This window comes from Pseudomonas sp. GW821-FHT09E12 (genome assembly GCF_059416085.1).
The window spans coordinates 296,499-312,696 of sequence record NZ_JBWKOM010000007.1 but is presented as its reverse complement, the minus strand read 5'-3'; the positions used below and the strand labels follow the sequence as shown (position 1 = coordinate 312,696).

17 protein-coding genes are annotated in these 16,198 nt (G+C 63.9%); 3 read left to right on the top strand and 14 right to left on the bottom strand.

The genetic code is table 11. The annotated features are described in order from the left end of the window. Positions 1-14: 14 nt before the first annotated feature. The 10 genes from paaD to paaF all read right to left on the bottom strand — a co-directional run bounded on the left by paaD (position 15) and on the right by paaF (position 9,085). Positions 15-545 carry a 1,2-phenylacetyl-CoA epoxidase subunit PaaD gene (gene paaD, locus AC07PQ_RS21900; RefSeq protein ID WP_493186223.1) on the bottom strand — a complete coding sequence of 177 codons (531 nt, stop codon included), beginning with the start codon at positions 543-545 and terminating at the stop codon, positions 15-17. After that, on the bottom strand, positions 532-1,293 hold the full coding sequence (gene paaC, locus AC07PQ_RS21895; protein ID WP_493186224.1) for a 1,2-phenylacetyl-CoA epoxidase subunit PaaC: 762 nt from the start codon (positions 1,291-1,293) through the stop codon (positions 532-534). The genes paaD and paaC overlap by 14 nt, the downstream gene beginning before the upstream one ends. 8 nt (positions 1,294-1,301) lie before the next feature. Then, complete coding sequence (gene paaB / locus AC07PQ_RS21890) at positions 1,302-1,583, bottom strand: 1,2-phenylacetyl-CoA epoxidase subunit PaaB (protein WP_007926505.1); 282 nt, start codon at positions 1,581-1,583, stop codon at positions 1,302-1,304. Between the two features lie 134 nt (positions 1,584-1,717). Next, positions 1,718-2,707: a 1,2-phenylacetyl-CoA epoxidase subunit PaaA gene (gene paaA, locus AC07PQ_RS21885; RefSeq protein ID WP_007926503.1), complete on the bottom strand. Its 990-nt coding sequence runs from the start codon at positions 2,705-2,707 to the stop codon at positions 1,718-1,720. Between the two features lie 177 nt (positions 2,708-2,884). Beyond that, the gene (paaK, locus tag AC07PQ_RS21880; protein ID WP_493186225.1) at positions 2,885-4,207 is read right to left on the bottom strand and encodes a phenylacetate--CoA ligase PaaK; all 1,323 of its coding nucleotides are present in this window, start codon (positions 4,205-4,207) and stop codon (positions 2,885-2,887) included. A gap of 102 nt (positions 4,208-4,309) precedes the next feature. Next, positions 4,310-5,515 (bottom strand): 3-oxoadipyl-CoA thiolase, encoded by a 1,206-nt coding sequence (pcaF, locus tag AC07PQ_RS21875; protein ID WP_493186226.1) that lies wholly within the window; start codon positions 5,513-5,515, stop codon positions 4,310-4,312. Then, on the bottom strand, positions 5,508-5,957 hold the full coding sequence (paaI, locus tag AC07PQ_RS21870) for a hydroxyphenylacetyl-CoA thioesterase PaaI (RefSeq protein ID WP_493186227.1): 450 nt from the start codon (positions 5,955-5,957) through the stop codon (positions 5,508-5,510). The genes pcaF and paaI overlap by 8 nt, the downstream gene beginning before the upstream one ends. Beyond that, a complete protein-coding gene (paaH, locus tag AC07PQ_RS21865; RefSeq protein WP_493186228.1) occupies positions 5,950-7,467 on the bottom strand; it encodes a 3-hydroxyacyl-CoA dehydrogenase PaaH in 1,518 nt (505 codons plus the stop codon). Before paaH ends, paaI begins: the two co-directional genes overlap by 8 nt. A gap of 2 nt (positions 7,468-7,469) precedes the next feature. Next, positions 7,470-8,261 carry a 2-(1,2-epoxy-1,2-dihydrophenyl)acetyl-CoA isomerase PaaG gene (gene paaG / locus AC07PQ_RS21860; RefSeq protein ID WP_007926486.1) on the bottom strand — a complete coding sequence of 264 codons (792 nt, stop codon included), beginning with the start codon at positions 8,259-8,261 and terminating at the stop codon, positions 7,470-7,472. Between the two features lie 50 nt (positions 8,262-8,311). After that, positions 8,312-9,085, bottom strand: coding sequence for a 2,3-dehydroadipyl-CoA hydratase PaaF (paaF, locus tag AC07PQ_RS21855; protein WP_493186229.1), 774 nt, complete (start codon positions 9,083-9,085; stop codon positions 8,312-8,314). A gap of 358 nt (positions 9,086-9,443) precedes the next feature. On the opposite strand from paaF, the gene paaY reads away from it, so the two are divergent. Together paaY and paaX are read left to right on the top strand one after the other, a co-directional pair. Beyond that, on the top strand, positions 9,444-10,040 hold the full coding sequence (gene paaY / locus AC07PQ_RS21850) for a phenylacetic acid degradation protein PaaY (protein ID WP_007926481.1): 597 nt from the start codon (positions 9,444-9,446) through the stop codon (positions 10,038-10,040). Between the two features lie 87 nt (positions 10,041-10,127). Continuing rightward, entirely contained in the window at positions 10,128-11,051 is a 924-nt protein-coding gene (paaX, locus tag AC07PQ_RS21845; RefSeq protein WP_087091048.1) for a phenylacetic acid degradation operon negative regulatory protein PaaX, read from the top strand. A gap of 273 nt (positions 11,052-11,324) precedes the next feature. Here paaX and AC07PQ_RS21840 read toward each other — a convergent pair whose 3' ends face one another. After that, positions 11,325-11,591: a hypothetical protein gene (locus AC07PQ_RS21840; RefSeq protein WP_007926479.1), complete on the bottom strand. Its 267-nt coding sequence runs from the start codon at positions 11,589-11,591 to the stop codon at positions 11,325-11,327. 351 nt (positions 11,592-11,942) lie between these two features. Between AC07PQ_RS21840 and AC07PQ_RS21835 the strand changes: the two genes are divergently transcribed. Then, entirely contained in the window at positions 11,943-13,268 is a 1,326-nt protein-coding gene (locus tag AC07PQ_RS21835) for a sigma-54 dependent transcriptional regulator (RefSeq protein WP_007926478.1), read from the top strand. Between the two features lie 60 nt (positions 13,269-13,328). Here the strand turns inward: AC07PQ_RS21835 and fapF are convergent, their stop codons facing one another. The 3 genes from fapF to fapD are packed head-to-tail and all read right to left on the bottom strand — an operon-like array spanning position 13,329 to position 16,138. After that, a complete protein-coding gene (fapF, locus tag AC07PQ_RS21830) occupies positions 13,329-14,621 on the bottom strand; it encodes a fibril amyloid transporter FapF (protein WP_493186230.1) in 1,293 nt (430 codons plus the stop codon). A 45-nt stretch (positions 14,622-14,666) separates the two neighbouring features. Continuing rightward, positions 14,667-15,413, bottom strand: a complete 747-nt coding sequence (gene fapE, locus AC07PQ_RS21825; RefSeq protein WP_492570332.1) for a fibril amyloid subunit FapE — start codon at positions 15,411-15,413, stop codon at positions 14,667-14,669. 44 nt (positions 15,414-15,457) lie between these two features. After that, on the bottom strand, positions 15,458-16,138 hold the full coding sequence (gene fapD / locus AC07PQ_RS21820) for a fibril amyloid maturation endopeptidase FapD (RefSeq protein ID WP_087091044.1): 681 nt from the start codon (positions 16,136-16,138) through the stop codon (positions 15,458-15,460). Positions 16,139-16,198: the final 60 nt, after the last annotated feature.

The window sequence follows — 16,198 nt, the reverse complement described above, 5'->3', positions numbered from 1 at the left end:
CCACTGACACGGCGTCAGATGCACTTGAAATAGTCGAACGGCTCCAGGCAGTCCCGGCAGCGATACAGCGCCTTGCAGGCGGTCGAGCCGAATTCGCTGAGCTGTTCGGTGTGGCTGCTGCCACATTGCGGGCAGCAGATGGCAGCGCTTTCGCCCAGCAGGCTGCGCTTGCTGCTGCCCACGGGCGGGGCGATGCCGTAGGCCCGCAGCCGTTCGCGGCCGCTGGCGGTGATCCAGTCGGTGCTCCAGGCCGGGGTCAGCCGGCGTTGCAGCCGGGGCGCGGAAAAACCGGCGAGTTCCAGGGCGGCGCGGATATCGCCCTCGATCACCTCGGTGGCCGGGCAGCCGGAGTAGGTCGGGGTGACCACCACCTGCAGGTGGCCGTCGTGCCAGTCGAGGTCGCGGACGATGCCCAGCTCCACCACGCTGACCACCGGCACCTCCGGGTCCATGACCGCGCTCAGGATGCTCCAGGCGGCTTCCAGGTCGCCCGGCTGCTGGGCACGGGCGCCGCGGTCGCTGGAAATCAGCTCACCAGGTCGCATCGGGGTACGCTCGTGGCAGCGCCTGCATTTCCGCCAGCAAAATGCCCAGGTGTTCGCTGTGCAGGCCGCGGCGGGCATCCAGGTAGAAATGGCTGGGGGCCGCTGGCAGGGGCAGGGTGGCGCTGGCGAAAATCCGCGCCACTGTCGCCTGCCAGGCGCTGGCGACCTGCGCGGGGTCGGCGATGATGCCGGCGCCGTGCAGGTGGTTTTCGCTGTCGTCGCCGCCGATCAGCTCGACGGTGAAGCGCCAGAGCAGGGGAATCGCCTCCAGCATGCGCTGGTGGCTGTGCTCGGTGCCGTCGCCCAGGCGTTCGACCCATTCGCTGGAGCGGCGCAGGTGATAGGTGACTTCCTTCACCGCCTTGGCGGCGATCCCGGCGATGCGTTCGTCGCTGGACTGGGCCAGGCCCTTGAGCACTTCCAGGTGCCAGGCATCGTAGAGAAACTGCTTGAGCAGGGTCACGGCGAAATCGCCGTTGGGCTGTTCCACCAGCAGCAGGTTGCGATAGGCCCGCTCGTCGCGGCGGAACGCCAGGTGGTCGGCATCGCGGCCGTCGTCCAGCAGTTCGGCGGCGTAGTCCAGCCAGTTGCGGGCCTGGCCCACCAGGTCGAGGCCGACGTTCATCAGCGCCAGTTCTTCTTCCAGGGCCGGCGCGCGGCCGCACCACTGGCACAGGCGCTGGCCCTGGACCAGGGCGCTGTCGCCCAGGCGCAGCAGGTATTGGATCAATTCGCTTCGCGTGTTCATGGTCGACCTCACATGTGCCCGACTTCGGCCGGCAGCTCGTAGAAGCTGGCGTGGCGATAGACCTTGTCGTCCGCCGGGTCGAACAGCGGGTCCTTTTCATCCGGGGACGAGGCGACGATCAGCGCCGAGGGCACCACCCACAGGCTCACGCCTTCGCTGCGGCGGGTGTAGAGCTCGCGGGCGTTCTCGATGGCCATGGCGCTGTCGGCGGCATGCACGCTGCCGACGTGCTTGTGGTTGAGCCCGTGCTTGCTGCGCACGAAGACTTCGAAGAGGGTCCATTCGGACATATGGGTGACTCCACATCAGGGGCTGAATTCATGTAGCCGCGGCCGCAGGCTGCGATCGACCCCGAAGGGCGCGCGCTCTTGAGGCCCTCGAAGGCCCTTCGAGCCTTATTGCAACCTTCGGCAGCGGCTACGGTTCACGCGGCGTTTTTATTGGTTTTCTTGCGGGCGTGGGCGACCGCGGCTTCGCGGACCCAGGCGCCGTCCTCGATGGCCTTGCGCCGGGTAGCGACGCGTTCCTGGTTGCAAGGGCCGTTGCCCTTGAGCACTTCGTAGAATTCGTCCCACTGGATCTCGCCGAAGTCGTAGTGGCCGCGTTCGGCGTTCCACCTAAGGTCCGGGTCCGGGCAGGTGCAGCCGAGCAGCTCCAGCTGCGGGATGGTCTGGTCGATGAAGCGCTGGCGCAGTTCGTCGTTGCTCTGGCGCTTGATCTTCCAGGCCATGGACTGCGCGCTGTTGGGCGAGTGTTCGTCGCTGGGGCCGAACATCATCAGTGCCGGCCACCACAGGCGGTTGATGGCGTCCTGGACCATGTCCTTCTGCGCCTGGTTGCCCTCGCGCATCATGGTCAGGAGGATTTCGTAGCCCTGGCGCTGGTGGAAGCTCTCTTCCTTGCAGATGCGCACCATGGCCCGGGAGTAGGGGCCGTAGGAGGTGCGCTGCAGCACCACCTGGTTGACGATCGCCGCGCCGTCCACCAGCCAGCCCACCGCGCCCATGTCGGCCCAGTTCAGCGTCGGGTAGTTGAAGATGCTCGAGTACTTGGCGCGGCCGCTGTGCAGCTTGGCGATTTCCTCGTCGCGATCGGCGCCCAGGGTTTCCATCGCGCTGTACAGGTACAGGCCGTGGCCGGCTTCGTCCTGGATCTTGGCCATCAGTTGCAGCTTGCGCTTGAGGGTCGGGGCGCGGGTCACCCAGTTGCCTTCGGGCAGCATGCCGACGATTTCCGAATGGGCGTGCTGGGAAATCTGCCGGATCAGGGTTTGCCGATAGGCATCCGGCATCCAGTTCTTGGCTTCGATCTTGATTTCCGAATCGATTTTGTCCTGGAAGGCACGTTCCTGTTCGGACATCTCCGAACGCGGCTTGATGCTTTTGACTCCGGTCTCTACCAGCTGTGCGTACATGGTGCGTCTCCTGCCGTGAAGGATTGCCTGGGCATGGAGAACTTTATATGTGATACAAAAATAAATATCAAACATAAAATGGCGTGTCGTATATTGTTTTGTATCGCTTTGCTCATTGAAGGCTTTTCCTCGGGCAAAAAAAGCCCCGCCGAAGCGGGGCTTTAAGCTGGGAATGGCTTATTTCTGCCGATTGTCCACCACATGGCTGGCCTTGCCCTCGGAGCGCTTGAGGGAAAAGGCCGGGCGCAAAACGATACACGAGCTGATACCGATGTAGGTCTTGATGTGCCGGCTCAATTCGTCGCAGATGGCTTTCTGCTGCTCGTTGCCCAGTTGTTGATGCTCGTTCTTGAGCTCCACATGCACCTCGACGCTGTCGAGGTTGCCGTTGCGATATAGGTGGATCTCGTAGCATTCGCAGAGTTGCCGGATCTTGAGCACCTGCTCCTCGATCTGTGTGGGGAACACGTTGACCCCGCGAATGATCAGCATGTCGTCGCTGCGTCCGGTGATCTTGTCGATACGCCGCATGGGTCGCGCGGTGCCGGGCAGCAGGCGGGTCAGGTCGCGGGTGCGGTAGCGGATCATCGGCAGGGCTTCCTTGCTCAGCGAAGTGAACACCAGCTCGCCCATCTGGCCGTCCGGCAACACCTGGCCGGTCACCGGGTCGATGATCTCGGGGTAGAAGTGGTCCTCCCAGATGGTCGGCCCGTCCTTGGTCTCGGCGCATTCCATGGCCACGCCCGGGCCCATGATTTCCGAGAGCCCGTAGATATCCAGCGCGGTGATGCCCAGGCGCTGTTCGATGGCGCTGCGCAGTTCGGCGGTCCAGGGTTCGGCGCCGAAGATCCCCAGGCGCAGGGCGAGCTTTTGCGGATCGATGCCCTGGCGCTCGATCTCGTCGGCGATGTTGAGCATGTAGGAGGGCGTGACCATGATGATGTCCGGCTGGAAGTCCTTGATCAGCTGCACCTGTTTTTCGGTCTGGCCGCCGGACATCGGAATCACCGTGCAGCCCAGGCGCTCGGCGCCGTAGTGGGCTCCCAGACCGCCGGTGAACAGGCCATAGCCGTAGGACACATGGACCTTGTCGCCACGCCGGCCGCCGGCGGCGCGAATCGAGCGCGCGACCACCCTGGCCCAGGTGTCGATGTCGTTCTGGGTGTAGCCGACCACCGTTGGCTTGCCAGTGGTGCCGCTGGAAGCATGCAGGCGCACCACGTCCTCGATCGGCACGGCGAACATGCCGTAGGGATAGTTGTCGCGCAGGTCGGACTTGCTGGTGAACGGGAACTGCGCCAGATCCTCCAGGCTGCGCACGTCGTCGGGGTGCACGCCCTGCGCGTCGAAGCGCTGACGGTACAGCGGCACATTGCGGTAGGCGTGGTTCAGGCTCCAGCGCAGGCGTTCCAGTTGATGCTGGCGCAACTGGTCGACGCTGGCGGTCTCCAGCGGGTCCAGCAGGGGATCAAGCACGGCTTTGGCAATTGGCATGTTCATGGCTTCACTCGAATTATTGTTGTGTCGAGCCGCCTGCAGGCGGCTCCTGAGTGCCTGCGCCCAGGATACCCGTGGGGGCTCCGGGCGCGGGTGTATCCCGTCTTAAAGTCGTTCGATGATCAGGGCGATGCCCTGGCCCACGCCGATGCACATGGTGCACAAGGCGTAGCGACCCTGGCGTTGCTCCAGTTCGTGCAGCGCGGTGGTCACCAGGCGCGCGCCGCTCATGCCCAGGGGGTGGCCCAGGGCGATGGCGCCGCCGTTGGGGTTGACCCGCTCGTCGTCGTCCGCCAGGCCCAGCTCGCGCAGCACCGCCAGGCCCTGGGCGGCGAACGCCTCGTTAAGCTCGATCACGTCCATGTCCGCCAGGCTCAGCCGGGCCAGTTCCAGCACCTTGCGCGTGGCCGGCACCGGGCCGATGCCCATGATCCGCGGTTCGACCCCGGCGGTGGCCATGGCGACCACCCGGCCGCGTGCCTTGAGGCCGTAGCGTTGCGCGGTTACCGCGTCGGCCAGCAACAGGGCGCAGGCGCCGTCGTTGACCCCCGAGGCGTTGCCCGCGGTGACGCTGCCGCCCTGGCGGAATGGCGTGCCGAGCTTCTGCAATTGTTCGAGGGTAGTGTCGCCCCTTGGGTGCTCGTCGTGTTCGACCAGGCTCGGCGGGCCTTTGCGCTGGGGGATGGGCACCGCGACTATTTCCCTGGCCAGGCGTCCGCTGGCTTGCGCCGCCGCGGCCCGCTGCTGGCTGCGCAGGGCGAAGGCGTCCTGGTCGGCGCGGGAAATGCCGAACTGCGCGGCGACGTTTTCCGCGGTTTCCGGCATCGAGTCGATGCCGAAGCCTTGTTCCATCAACGGGTTGACGAAGCGCCAGCCAATGGTGGTGTCGAACAGCTCGGCCTGGCGCGAAAACGCGGTCTGCGCCTTGCCCATCACCAGCGGCGCGCGGGACATCGATTCGACGCCGCCGGCGAGCACCAGCCCGGCCTCGCCACAACGCAGGGCGCGGGCGGCGCTGCCAATGGCGTCCAGGCCGGAGCCGCACAAGCGGTTGAGGGTGGTGCCGGGGACCTCCACCGGCAACCCGGCCAGCAGCGCCGACATGCGTGCCACGTTGCGATTGTCTTCGCCGGCCTGGTTGGCGCAGCCGTAGATCACTTCGTCGACCCGGCTCCAGTCGACTCCGGGGTTGCGCTGCACCAGGGCGCGTAACGGCACCGCGCCCAGGTCGTCGGCGCGCACGCTGCTCAGGGCGCCGCCGTAACGGCCGATGGGGGTGCGGACTGCATCGATGATCAGGGCGTCATTCATTGGGGGCCTCCTGCGCCAGCACCGGGCCGCGCACTTTGTAGGATTTGCCGTGGAACAGGGCGATCAACACGCCATGCTGGTTTTCGATCCGTACGTCGTAGTTGCCGGTGCGGCCGTTGCGGCTTTGCTCGATGCAATCGGCGGTCAGGGTGTCGCCCAGGCGGGCCGGGGCGATGTAGTCGACGCTGCAGCCGATGGCCACCGTGGCTTCGTCATAGGTATTGCAGGCCAGGGCGAAGGCCGAGTCCGCCAGGGTGAACAGCAAGCCGCCGTGGCAGGTGCCGTGGCCCTGCAGCATGTCTTCGCGCACGCTCATGCCCAGCCGGGCGGTGCCGGGCGCTACTGACAATAGGCGCATGCCCAGGGCCTGGCTGGCGTTGTCGCGTTTGAACAGGCTCTGGGCGCAGGCGCTGGCCAGGCTCATGGCGGGGTGATCAAGCATGCAGCGTCCTCCCTTCGGCAACCCGGCGGCGCAACAGCAGGGACGGTCGATAACGTTCCTCGCCGTAGGCGGCCTGCAGGTTTTGCAGGACCTCGAGCACCCATGGCAGGCCCAGGCGGTCGGCCCAGGCCAGGGGGCCTTCGGGGTAATTGACCCCGGCGCGCATCGCCAGGTCGATGTCCACCGCCGAGGCCACGCCTTGCAGCAAGGCGTCGGCGGCTTCGTTGGCGAGCATCGCCACGGTGCGCAGGACCAGCAGCCCCGGGCTGTCGCTGAGCTGGCTGACCTTGAACCCGGCGCGTCGCAGCAGCGCCACCGCCTGGTCGCGGGCCAGTGGGCTGGTGGTGGCGCAGCAACTGATGCCCAGGCGGCCGGCGCTGGCGTAGTCATGGGCCAGGTCCAGCAGGATCAGGTTGCTCAAGCCTTGGTCGCGGGCGCGCTGGCTGGCCAGGCGTCCGTCGCTGACGGCCAGTACCGCATCGCCGACTCGCACCAGGCCAGGGCCATCACGCTCGACCAGGCGCACACCGGACTCGCGCAAGCGTTGCAGCAAGCCGTGGGCAGCCCCCAGGTCGCCCTCGACCACGCAGTGCTCGATGTTTTGCTCGCTGTGCAACTCCACGGGGGCGGGGCGTTCGACGCCCTCGGTATAGGCATAGAAACCCTGGCCACTCTTGCGTCCGAAGTACCCGGCATCCACCAGTTCCTGCTGAATCAGCGATGGCTGAAAACGCATGTCGCCGTAATAGGCCTCGAATACCGAGCGGGTCACCGCGTAGTTGACGTCATGCCCGATCAGGTCTGTCAGTTCGAAGGCGCCCATGGCAAAACCACCGGCCTCGCGCAGCAGGGCGTCGAGCGTGGCGCAGTCGCCGGCGCCTTCCTGCAGCAGGCGCAGGCTTTCGGCGTAGAACGGCCGGGCCACGCGGTTGACGATAAAGCCCGGGGTGGAGCGGGTGTGCACCGGCTGCTTGCCCCAGTTCGTGGCGGTGTCGTACAGGCACTGCGCCAGTTGCCGGTCGCTGGCCAGTCCCGAGACGACCTCGACCAGCGGCATGACCGGCGCCGGGTTGAAAAAGTGCAGGCCCAGCAGGCGTTCGGGTCGTTTCAGGCCGGCGGCGATGCGGGTGATCGACAGCGAAGAGGTGTTGCTGGCGAGGATGCAGCTGTCGCGGCACAGGCTTTCCAGCTGGCGAAACAGCTCGCGCTTGGCTTCGAGGTTCTCGGCGATGGCTTCGATGATCAGCTCGCTGTCGGCCAGTTGCTCGATGGCTTCGGCCGCCTGCAGTCGGGCCATGGTCGCTCTGTGCGCCTGGGCATCGAGCTTGCCATTGGTCACGCGCCTGGCGAGTTGCCGGTCGATGCTGGCGATGGCTTGCGCCGCGGCGCCCGGGCGGTTGTCCAGCAGCCATACCGGATGGCCGGCCTGGGCCGCGACCTGGGCGATGCCGGCACCCATCGCGCCGGCGCCGATCACCGCGACGCGGGCCTGGGGTGTCAGTGGGTTCATGTTCAACGCCCCTTGAAGGTCGGTGTGCGTTTGTCCATGAAGGCGCTCACGCCTTCGCGGTAGTCCTCGCTGCGTCCGGCCAGGCGTTGCAGGTCTTTTTCCAGTTCCAGCTGTTCGTCGAAGCTGTTGTTCAGGCTGGCGTTGAGGCTGCGCTTGATCAGTGCCAGGCCATAGGTCGGTTGGGTGGCCAGGTGGCGCGCAAGCTTGAGGGCCTCATCACGCAATTCGGCATCTTCGACGCAGCGATAGATCAGGCCCCATTGCTCGGCCTGTTCGGCCGTCAGGCGATTGCCCAGCAGGGCCAGGGCCTTGGCCCGCGCCATGCCGACCAGGCGCGGCAAGGTCCAGGTGCCGCCGGAGTCGGGGATCAGGCCGATCTTGCAGAACGCCTGGATAAAGCTCGCCGAACGACCGGCCAGTACCAGGTCGCAGGCCAGGGGAATGTTGGCCCCGGCCCCGGCGGCCACGCCGTTCACCGCGCAGATCACCGGCAGCGGCAGGTCGCGCAACTGGCGGATCAGCGGGTTGTAGAAGCGCTCGATGGATTCGCCCAGGTCCGGCACCTCCGCGCCGGGGGCGACGTTGCGGTCGCTCAGGTCCTGACCGGCGCAGAAACCCCGGCCTTCGCCGGTCAACAGCAGCACCCGGGCCTCGGGATTGGCGCGCAGTTGCTTGAGCGCTTCGCGAACCTCGCCATGCATCTGCGCATTGAAGCTGTTGAGCTGCTCGGGGCGGTTCAGGCTGAGGAGGGCGACGCCTGCCTCGACGGAAAACAGGATGTGTTCGAAGTTCATGTTCTGGCGCTCTCTGACAGGTCGTGTGAGTCGTTGGCCGCTGCGGCGGCCTAGTGGCCGGTGAAGCTGGGCCGGCGTTTTTCCTGGAAGGCACGGATGCCTTCTTCGCGGTCGCGGGTGCCGGCCAGTACCGTGAAGGCATGGCGCTCGAAGCGCAGGCCGCTGGCGAGGTCGGTGTCCAGCGCCTTGAGCAGCGCCTCCTTGGCCAGGCGCAGGGCCAGCGGCGCCTTGCCGGCAATCAGCCGCGCCAACTGCAAGGCACGCTCGACCGTGAGTTCCGGTTGGGTGACTTCGCTGACCAGGCCGGCGCGCAAGGCATGGCGGGCATCGATCGACTCGCCGCCAAGGACCATCTGCATGGCCAGGGACTTGCCGACCGCCCGCAGCAGGCGCTGGGTGCCGCCGGCGCCGGGCATGATCCCGAGGTTGATTTCCGGCTGGCCAAAACGGGCGTCCTCGCCGGCGATCAGGATGTCGGCGTGCATGGCCAGCTCGCAGCCGCCGCCGAGGGCGAAACCATTGACCGCGGCGATCAGAGGCTTGCTGAAGCCGGTGATCCGCTGCCAGGAAGCCTGGCGCGGGTCATTGAGGATGCCGGTGAGATCGCGCTCGGCCATTTCATTGATGTCGGCGCCGGCGGCGAAGGCCTTGCGGCTGCCGGTCAGCACCACGACCTGGACAGTGTCATCGGCCTGGGCGACGTCCAGGGCGGCCGCCAGTTCGCCGAGCAATTCGCTGGTCAGGGCATTCAGGGCGGCGGGGCGTTGCAGGGTAATCAGTCGAACGCCGCCATCGAGGCTTTCGACAGCAAGGGTTTGAGGCATGGCGGATGCCCTCACGGTGCACGCTCGGCGCAGGGCCGGGTCATTATTGGATCGGCTGGGAAGCCGGTTTTCGCCGAGTATATCGCCAATGCGATACATAAATGCAACGTAAAAATACTATTGTTGTGTCTTTATGTTGAGGGTTTGAATCGATTTCGCTAGGACGAAGAGGCTCGATCAAGTCGTGATTTTCTAGATTTTACTGGGGCTATGGCCTTTGCTTAGCGGCCTTCGCTGAGCAGAGACGTGAGACTGTTTTTTTGCTTTTTCGTTTAAGCTTGATGTGATACAAAATAAATCCTGAGCGGCATCGCTTTGCGCAATGTTTCGACTTGCTGCCCTAGCCAAGGAGTACCTCATGACCTGCTACAGCCTCGACGGCCTGACCCCGGTGGTCCATCCCAGTGCTTATGTGCATCCGTCCGCCGTGCTGATCGGCGACGTGATAGTCGGTGCCCATTGCTACATCGGCCCGCTGGCCAGCCTGCGCGGCGATTTCGGGCGGATCGTGCTGGAGGAGGGGGCCAACCTGCAGGACACCTGTGTGATGCACGGTTTTCCCGACAGCGACACGGTGGTCGAGCGCAACGGCCATATCGGCCATGGCGCGGTGCTGCATGGCTGCCGGATCGGCGCCGATGCACTGGTGGGAATGAACGCGGTGGTGATGGACAACGCCCGGATCGCGCCACGCTGCTTCGTGTCCGCGGCGGCCTTCGTCAAGGCCGGCTTCGAGTGTGCGGAGCAGTCGCTGGTCATGGGCGCCCCGGCCAGTGTCAAACGCCGCCTCAGCGACGAAGAGCTGCACTGGAAGCAGGCCGGCACCCGTGAATATCAACAGCTGGCCAGGCGCTGCCTGGAGCAGATGCAGGTCTGTGAGCCGCTCGCGGAACCCGAAGCCAATCGCCCGCGCATCACTGACAGCGGCCTGCGCCCGAAAAATACTGGTCAGTGAACAAGCAGGGCACAGTGGGTCGCGCGCTCCAGGCCACTCCAAGCCGGTGAAACCCGGTATATTTCTTCCTTTTTGTCCGGTACGCCCATGTCGTCCCTAGCACCGTTGAATCATCTTGTGACCCGTTTCCAGGAGCAGACGCCGATTCGCGCCAGCTCCCTGATCATTACCCTGTACGGCGATGCCATCGAACCCCACGGCGGTACGGTATGGCTGGGCAGCCTGATCCAGTTGCTCGAACCCATCGGCATCAATGAGCGGCTGATCCGCACCTCGATCTTTCGCCTGACCAAGGAAGGCTGGCTGAGCGCCGAAAAAGTCGGGCGCCGCAGCTATTACAGCCTGACCGGTACCGGTCGCCGGCGTTTCGACAAGGCCTTCAAGCGGGTCTATAACGCCAGCGTGCCGGCCTGGGATGGTTCCTGGTGCCTGGTCATGCTGTCGCAGCTTGGCCAGGACAAGCGCAAGCAGGTGCGCGAAGAGCTGGAATGGCAAGGTTTTGGCGCGATTTCGCCGGTGGTGCTGGCCTGTCCCCGCAGCGATCGGGCGGACATCAACGCGACCCTGGTGGACCTTGGCGCCCAGGAAGACACCATTGTGTTCGAGACCACTGCCCAGGACGTGCTGGCCTCCAAGGCGTTGCGCTTGCAGGTGCGCGAAAGCTGGAACATCGATGAGCTGGCGGCTCACTACAGTGAGTTCATCCAGCTGTTCCGGCCGCTGTGGCAAGCGCTGCGCGAGCAGGAGCAACTGCAACCGGCCGATTGTTTCCTGGCGCGCCTGCTGCTGATTCACGAGTACCGCAAACTGCTGCTGCGCGACCCGCAGTTGCCGGACGAATTGCTGCCTGGCGACTGGGAAGGCCGGGCGGCGCGCCAGCTCTGCCGCAACATCTATCGCCTGATCTACGCCAAGGCTGAGGAATGGCTCAACGACGCACTGGAAAACGCCGACGGTCCGCTGCCCGACGTGGGCGAAAGTTTCTATCGGCGTTTTGGCGGTTTGAAGTAAGGCGTTTCAAGATACAGCCCTCGTTCAGGAACACTCGAGTGCCGGGGGCACCTGGCGAGGGATGTGCGGCAGATACTAAAGCGCCATGTCAGGCGCGGACTAAGGCGGTAATAAAGAGGTTTTAACGAGTGTCTGGAGACTCGCCTTGAAACAGGCGGGAGAGAGGCAAGTCAGGCCGCGAAAGTTGAACTTTCTGCCAACTGGCTAAAGTGCGGCTATATCAACTGCGACAAAATAACGCAGATCACCCGAAGGTGATCTGCGTTCGTGTTCTTACTCTGGCATGGCCCAGGATTGCAGTGTGTAACCTTCCTGGCTCAGTTCGGCGCGGGCCTGTTTCAGCAGGTCTTCCAGTTGCGCCGGGTCGGAGTAGGCGCTGCTTGGAATCTGTTTGCGGCCAATACGGGTATTGGTGCGGTCGATGACGGTCAGGCTCAGTTCGCCGTTACCGTCTTGTGGGGCCCAGGCGACGCATTGAAATGGCTGGAATGCGCGGTCGGCGATCAAAAGTGCTTCGTTGATACGGAGCGGGGCGTTCATGGGGTCTTCTCTCTATGTGCCCAATCAAATGATGTGCCGTCGGTTGGGCTTACCGTTCGGCTGGTTACTTGTACTGATGTCTCGAACCAGGGATCAGGTCACATAGAAAGACCAGAATTTACAACTTTTGTTCACACCCGCGATTCAGAGCCTTCTTTTGAAAGCTGAATGAAAGATTGGCGCAGGCAATTAAACCGGGCTTTTGGATCCATCTAAGGGTTAGTCCAAATGGTGATTGGTGCTATAAACAATCGATACAAGACAGCGTCAAGTAATTGCTAATGTTACAGCCAGGTTTGCCAAACTACTGTTTCTAATAACTTTTCCTCTTTTTGGCGCCAAGGAACAGTCATGCTTGAAGCGACCGCCTTACGCCGCCTTTTAGTGGTTGACCCGTGCGACGATTGCCATCGTCTGCTGCCTGGATTACGCACGGTGGGCTGGGATGTCGACAGTTGTGACCTGGAATCGGCCGTCGATCGCGGCTGTGACGTCGGCTTGCTGCGTTTGCAGGCTTTTCACCTGGAGCGACCGGAAGCGGTCAAGGACCTGATCAGCCGCAGCGGTACCGAGTGGATTGCGGTGCTCAGTCCGGACGTGCTGCGCCTGCAGAAGGTCGGCGATTTCGTTTGCGAGTGGTTTTTCGATTTCCACACCCTGCCGTTCGATGTCTCGCGGGTCCAGGTGACGCTCGGACGGGCTTTCGGCATGGCCCGCCTGCGTGGCCAGGGGCATATTCATGTCGCTCAGCCCGAGCATGAGTTGCTGGGCGACAGCCGACCGATCCGCGACTTGCGCAAGCTCTTGAGCAAGCTGGCGCCCACCGAGTCGCCGGTACTGATTCGCGGCGAAAGCGGTACGGGCAAGGAGCTGGTGGCCAGGACCCTGCACCGCCAGTCGCAGCGCCACAGCAAACCCTTCGTGGCGATCAACTGCGGGGCGATCCCCGAGCACCTGATCCAGTCCGAACTGTTCGGCCATGAGAAGGGCGCGTTCACCGGCGCCCATCAACGCAAGGTCGGGCGTATCGAGGCGGCCCACGGCGGCACCCTGTTTCTCGACGAAATCGGCGACCTGCCGCTGGAGCTGCAGGCCAATCTGTTGCGCTTTTTGCAGGAAAAACACATTGAACGGGTGGGTGGCAGCCAGCCGATTCCGGTGGATGTACGGGTGTTGGCGGCGACTCACGTCGACCTCGAGGCGGCGATCGACAAGGGGCGCTTTCGCGAAGACCTGTATTACCGCCTGAATGTGTTGCAGGTGGTCACCGCGCCATTGCGCGAACGGCATGGCGATATCGGCATGCTGGCCAGTCACTTTTCTCACTTCTATAGCCAGGAAACCGGGCGCCGACCGCGCAGTTTCAGCGAAGACGCGCTGGTGGCCATGGGCAAGCACGACTGGCCGGGCAATGTCCGCGAGCTGGCCAACCGGGTGCGGCGCGGCCTGGTACTGGCCGAGGGCCGGCAGATCGAAGCCCGGGACCTGGGTCTGCTCAGTCCGCAGGCCAGCATCGCGCCCATGGGCACGCTGGAGGACTACAAGCACCGGGCCGAGCGCCAGGCCCTGTGCGATGTGTTGAATCGGCACAGCGACAACCTGAGCGTCGCGGCCAGGGTGCTGGGCGTATCGCGCCCGACCTTCTACCGGTTGCTGCACAAGCATCAGATCCGCTAGGGCGGTGCGACGAAAAGGCCCGCGGCGAGATGATCGCCGCGGGCCTTTTTTGGTTGGTGTTTAGAAGTAGTAGGGGAATTTCAAGCTGAAGGTGAAGTCCGGCGCATCGTCGGTCAGGCCGATGGACAGGTTGGGCACTATGGTCAGGTTGTCGGTGGCCGCCACCGTCATGCCGACGTTGAAGTAACCGGCGTTGGCGTCGCTGGACACCACGGACTGCCAGTCCTGGCCATCTTCCTTGAGCTTGCTCTTGCGCTGGATCAGGTCCGAGAAGGAGAACGACATACTCATCTTCTCGTTCAGGGCGAAGGCGATGCCCATGCCGATCTGGAAGCTGTCGCCGAGCTTGACCTTGCCCGGGGTCTTCAAGTTGACCGTGGAGCTGATGTCGTCGAACGATTCTTCCAGGTTGTGGGTGTAGGAGAGGGTGCCGAACAACACCGCCGGGTCGAAGGTCTTGACCAGCGAGATGCCGGGGGTGATCGACCAGACGCCGTTACCGGTCGGCAGGTCATCCGGGACGAACAGGTTGGTGTTGTCCTGGACCTGGCGCAGCTTGATGCCGAACGGCTCTTCGCCGGTCGGCGCCTTGACGCGCAGGGTCAACACCGCGTCCGGGGTATTGACCGATTCGTCGAGGAATTTGTAGGCGATGCCGAAGTTCACGTCGCCGAGGGTCGGGTCCTTGGACACGGTCTTTTCGCTGGTGACGCCCGCCGCGCCGTTCTGCGCGCCGCCGGACTGGTAGGTCGATTCGCGGTAGACCACCGGCACGTTGACGTCGAACTGCCAACGGTTGTCCAGGTTGTAGCGGGCCGTGAGGTCGAGGGTCCAGTTGTCGGCCTTGATCCGGTCCAGGTTGATGTCGCCGAGGAAGATCGAGTCCAGCGCCAGGAAGCCGTTGAGAATCAGCTGCCGGGTGTCATAACGGGAGTAGGTCAGGCCGGTCTCGACACTGAACTTGCCGCCGCCGAAGAAGCCGCTGGCTTCGTCGTACAGGTTGGACACACTCTGCGCCGGTTGTGAATCATCCTTGAGCGATTCCCCGTAGGAACTGCCGCCGGCCGGGGTCGGGCCTTGGCTCGTGGTCCCGGCCACCTGCTGGTTGCCACGCATGTCCGCTGGCGACTTGGCCAGGCGTTTCGGTGGTGGCGCCGCCGGTTGCTCCTCGACCTGGCGTACCCGTTGTTCCAATACCGCCAGTGCTTTCTGCTGCACTTCGTAACGTTGCTTAAGCTCCAGTAATTCTTGTTTCAGGGCCTCTACGTCGGCATCCGGCGCTGCCTGCAGCAGCGCTGCCGGAAAGAGCGTGCTCAAACATACAACTGCGCGCAGCGAGACTGATCGATACATGAATAAGCCGTCCCTTTAAGCCTAATGATCGAGAATCAGCGTAGTTCAATATCCCAGGTTGCGAAGGCCCTTGAGCTGGGTCAGGTTGCAGTCCAACGCGCCGGCGCTCGCCCCATTGTTGTTGAGCACCACGTTCAGTTGGGTCAGGTTGCTGACCAGGTTGCTGTCGCCCAGCAGGCGGGTGTTCTGCAGCAAGCCGCCCTGGGCCACTTGTTGCAGGGCTGAGCCCTGGTTGTTGCTGGCCTGGATGGCCATCTGGATGCCGCCACCGGTGGCGGACACGGCCACGCTGCCCGCGGCATTGCTGCCGCTGATGGTTTGCCCGCTCATCAACAGCTGGCCCTGCGCCGGCACCAGCGCCGGGGCATGCCTGGCTTCCTTGACGTCGATGGAGACGTTGTTATAGGCGCTATTGCCATCGCCCGCCGCGCGTACGCTCTGGGTCACCCCTTGGGTGGTGGCCAGGCCCGCGCCACCGATCACGTTGCCCGAGCCCTGGGTCGGCGTCGAGCCGTTGCCGCTTTCGGTGATCGTGGAGACATAGAATTCCGGCTTGATCGTCGATTGCTGGATCTGCATGGTGGTCGTGGCGCCGATCAGATCGCCCGAGGCATTGCGCCAGGTGCTGCTCATGACAATGCCGAAGCTGATGATCCGCCCTGGCATGACGTAGCGACCGCGGAGCTCGGAGAGTTCCTGGTCCTTGATTTCTATAGGCTTGAACCCTGCGTTGGCGTACGCAGGAAAACTTGTGACCAGGCAGGCAGCGGCCAGCCAGTAAGCGCTTTTCATCTGCTGCTCCCGGAGCATCCTGCCCCTTTATCCTTAGGGCGACCCTAGAAGAAGTCGCTCTGAATGAAACCGAATTCCATCAGTTCTGCGTCTTTGACCGGGTTGAAGGTATCCAGCTTGTTCTTGGCCGTCAGCGGGTTGGGCGGGTCGCGCAAGGCGTTGGCCTTGTCGTAGCCGGGGCCGACGATGGCGAAGACGATACCGTTCCAGCCTTTGACAAAGTCTTCGTGGGAGTAGCGTTTATGGCCGAGGACGGGGTCGCCGATATAGACCCAGTCTTTCTGCGCCCGCTGCATGACCACGAAGTGCTTGTAACCACGAATGTCCATCAGTACCACCACCGGAATGGAGACCGCCTGCAGTTTGTCGGGAGGTATCCGGTAGCCCCGGGCGCGCATGCCGATGCTTTCCAGGTAGCGCTTCATGTCCAGCATGGAGAAGCCCTGGGTACGCACAAGGTCCTGGTCAGCGGTGGCCAGCATGCCTTTGATGACGTGCTCCTCATCGACGTCGAGCCAGTAGGCCTGGCGCAGCACCGTCGCCAGCGCGGCGGCGCCGCAACTGAAGTCGGTTTTCTGCTCGACCAGGTCGGCGAATTTGCGCTCCCGCACGCTCTGCACCTGCTTGTACACCAGGTTGCCGCCAGGCAACACGGCCACCGGCATCTGCGCGGCCTGAGCCAGGCCGGTCAGGCAAAGCAAAAGGGAAAAGGTCGCCATTCGCATGATCGCTACGCCTTGTGGGACGGTGGAAAAGCCCCGTTTCCGGGGCTTTCGTCACTCTCG

What these genes read in the sequence shown, in the direction of transcription:
- paaD (WP_493186223.1), bottom strand. Translation starts at nt 545, where the DNA reads ATGCGACCTGGTGAGCTGATTTCCAGCGACCGCGGCGCCCGTGCCCAG.
- paaC (WP_493186224.1), bottom strand. Translation starts at nt 1,293, where the DNA reads ATGAACACGCGAAGCGAATTGATCCAATACCTGCTGCGCCTGGGCGAC.
- paaB (WP_007926505.1), bottom strand. Translation starts at nt 1,583, where the DNA reads ATGTCCGAATGGACCCTCTTCGAAGTCTTCGTGCGCAGCAAGCACGGG.
- paaA (WP_007926503.1), bottom strand. Translation starts at nt 2,707, where the DNA reads ATGTACGCACAGCTGGTAGAGACCGGAGTCAAAAGCATCAAGCCGCGT.
- paaK (WP_493186225.1), bottom strand. Translation starts at nt 4,207, where the DNA reads ATGAACATGCCAATTGCCAAAGCCGTGCTTGATCCCCTGCTGGACCCG.
- pcaF (WP_493186226.1), bottom strand. Translation starts at nt 5,515, where the DNA reads ATGAATGACGCCCTGATCATCGATGCAGTCCGCACCCCCATCGGCCGT.
- paaI (WP_493186227.1), bottom strand. Translation starts at nt 5,957, where the DNA reads ATGCTTGATCACCCCGCCATGAGCCTGGCCAGCGCCTGCGCCCAGAGC.
- paaH (WP_493186228.1), bottom strand. Translation starts at nt 7,467, where the DNA reads ATGAACCCACTGACACCCCAGGCCCGCGTCGCGGTGATCGGCGCCGGC.
- paaG (WP_007926486.1), bottom strand. Translation starts at nt 8,261, where the DNA reads ATGAACTTCGAACACATCCTGTTTTCCGTCGAGGCAGGCGTCGCCCTC.
- paaF (WP_493186229.1), bottom strand. Translation starts at nt 9,085, where the DNA reads ATGCCTCAAACCCTTGCTGTCGAAAGCCTCGATGGCGGCGTTCGACTG.
- paaY (WP_007926481.1), top strand. Translation starts at nt 9,444, where the DNA reads ATGACCTGCTACAGCCTCGACGGCCTGACCCCGGTGGTCCATCCCAGT.
- paaX (WP_087091048.1), top strand. Translation starts at nt 10,128, where the DNA reads ATGTCGTCCCTAGCACCGTTGAATCATCTTGTGACCCGTTTCCAGGAG.
- AC07PQ_RS21840 (WP_007926479.1), bottom strand. Translation starts at nt 11,591, where the DNA reads ATGAACGCCCCGCTCCGTATCAACGAAGCACTTTTGATCGCCGACCGC.
- AC07PQ_RS21835 (WP_007926478.1), top strand. Translation starts at nt 11,943, where the DNA reads ATGCTTGAAGCGACCGCCTTACGCCGCCTTTTAGTGGTTGACCCGTGC.
- fapF (WP_493186230.1), bottom strand. Translation starts at nt 14,621, where the DNA reads ATGTATCGATCAGTCTCGCTGCGCGCAGTTGTATGTTTGAGCACGCTC.
- fapE (WP_492570332.1), bottom strand. Translation starts at nt 15,413, where the DNA reads ATGAAAAGCGCTTACTGGCTGGCCGCTGCCTGCCTGGTCACAAGTTTT.
- fapD (WP_087091044.1), bottom strand. Translation starts at nt 16,138, where the DNA reads ATGCGAATGGCGACCTTTTCCCTTTTGCTTTGCCTGACCGGCCTGGCT.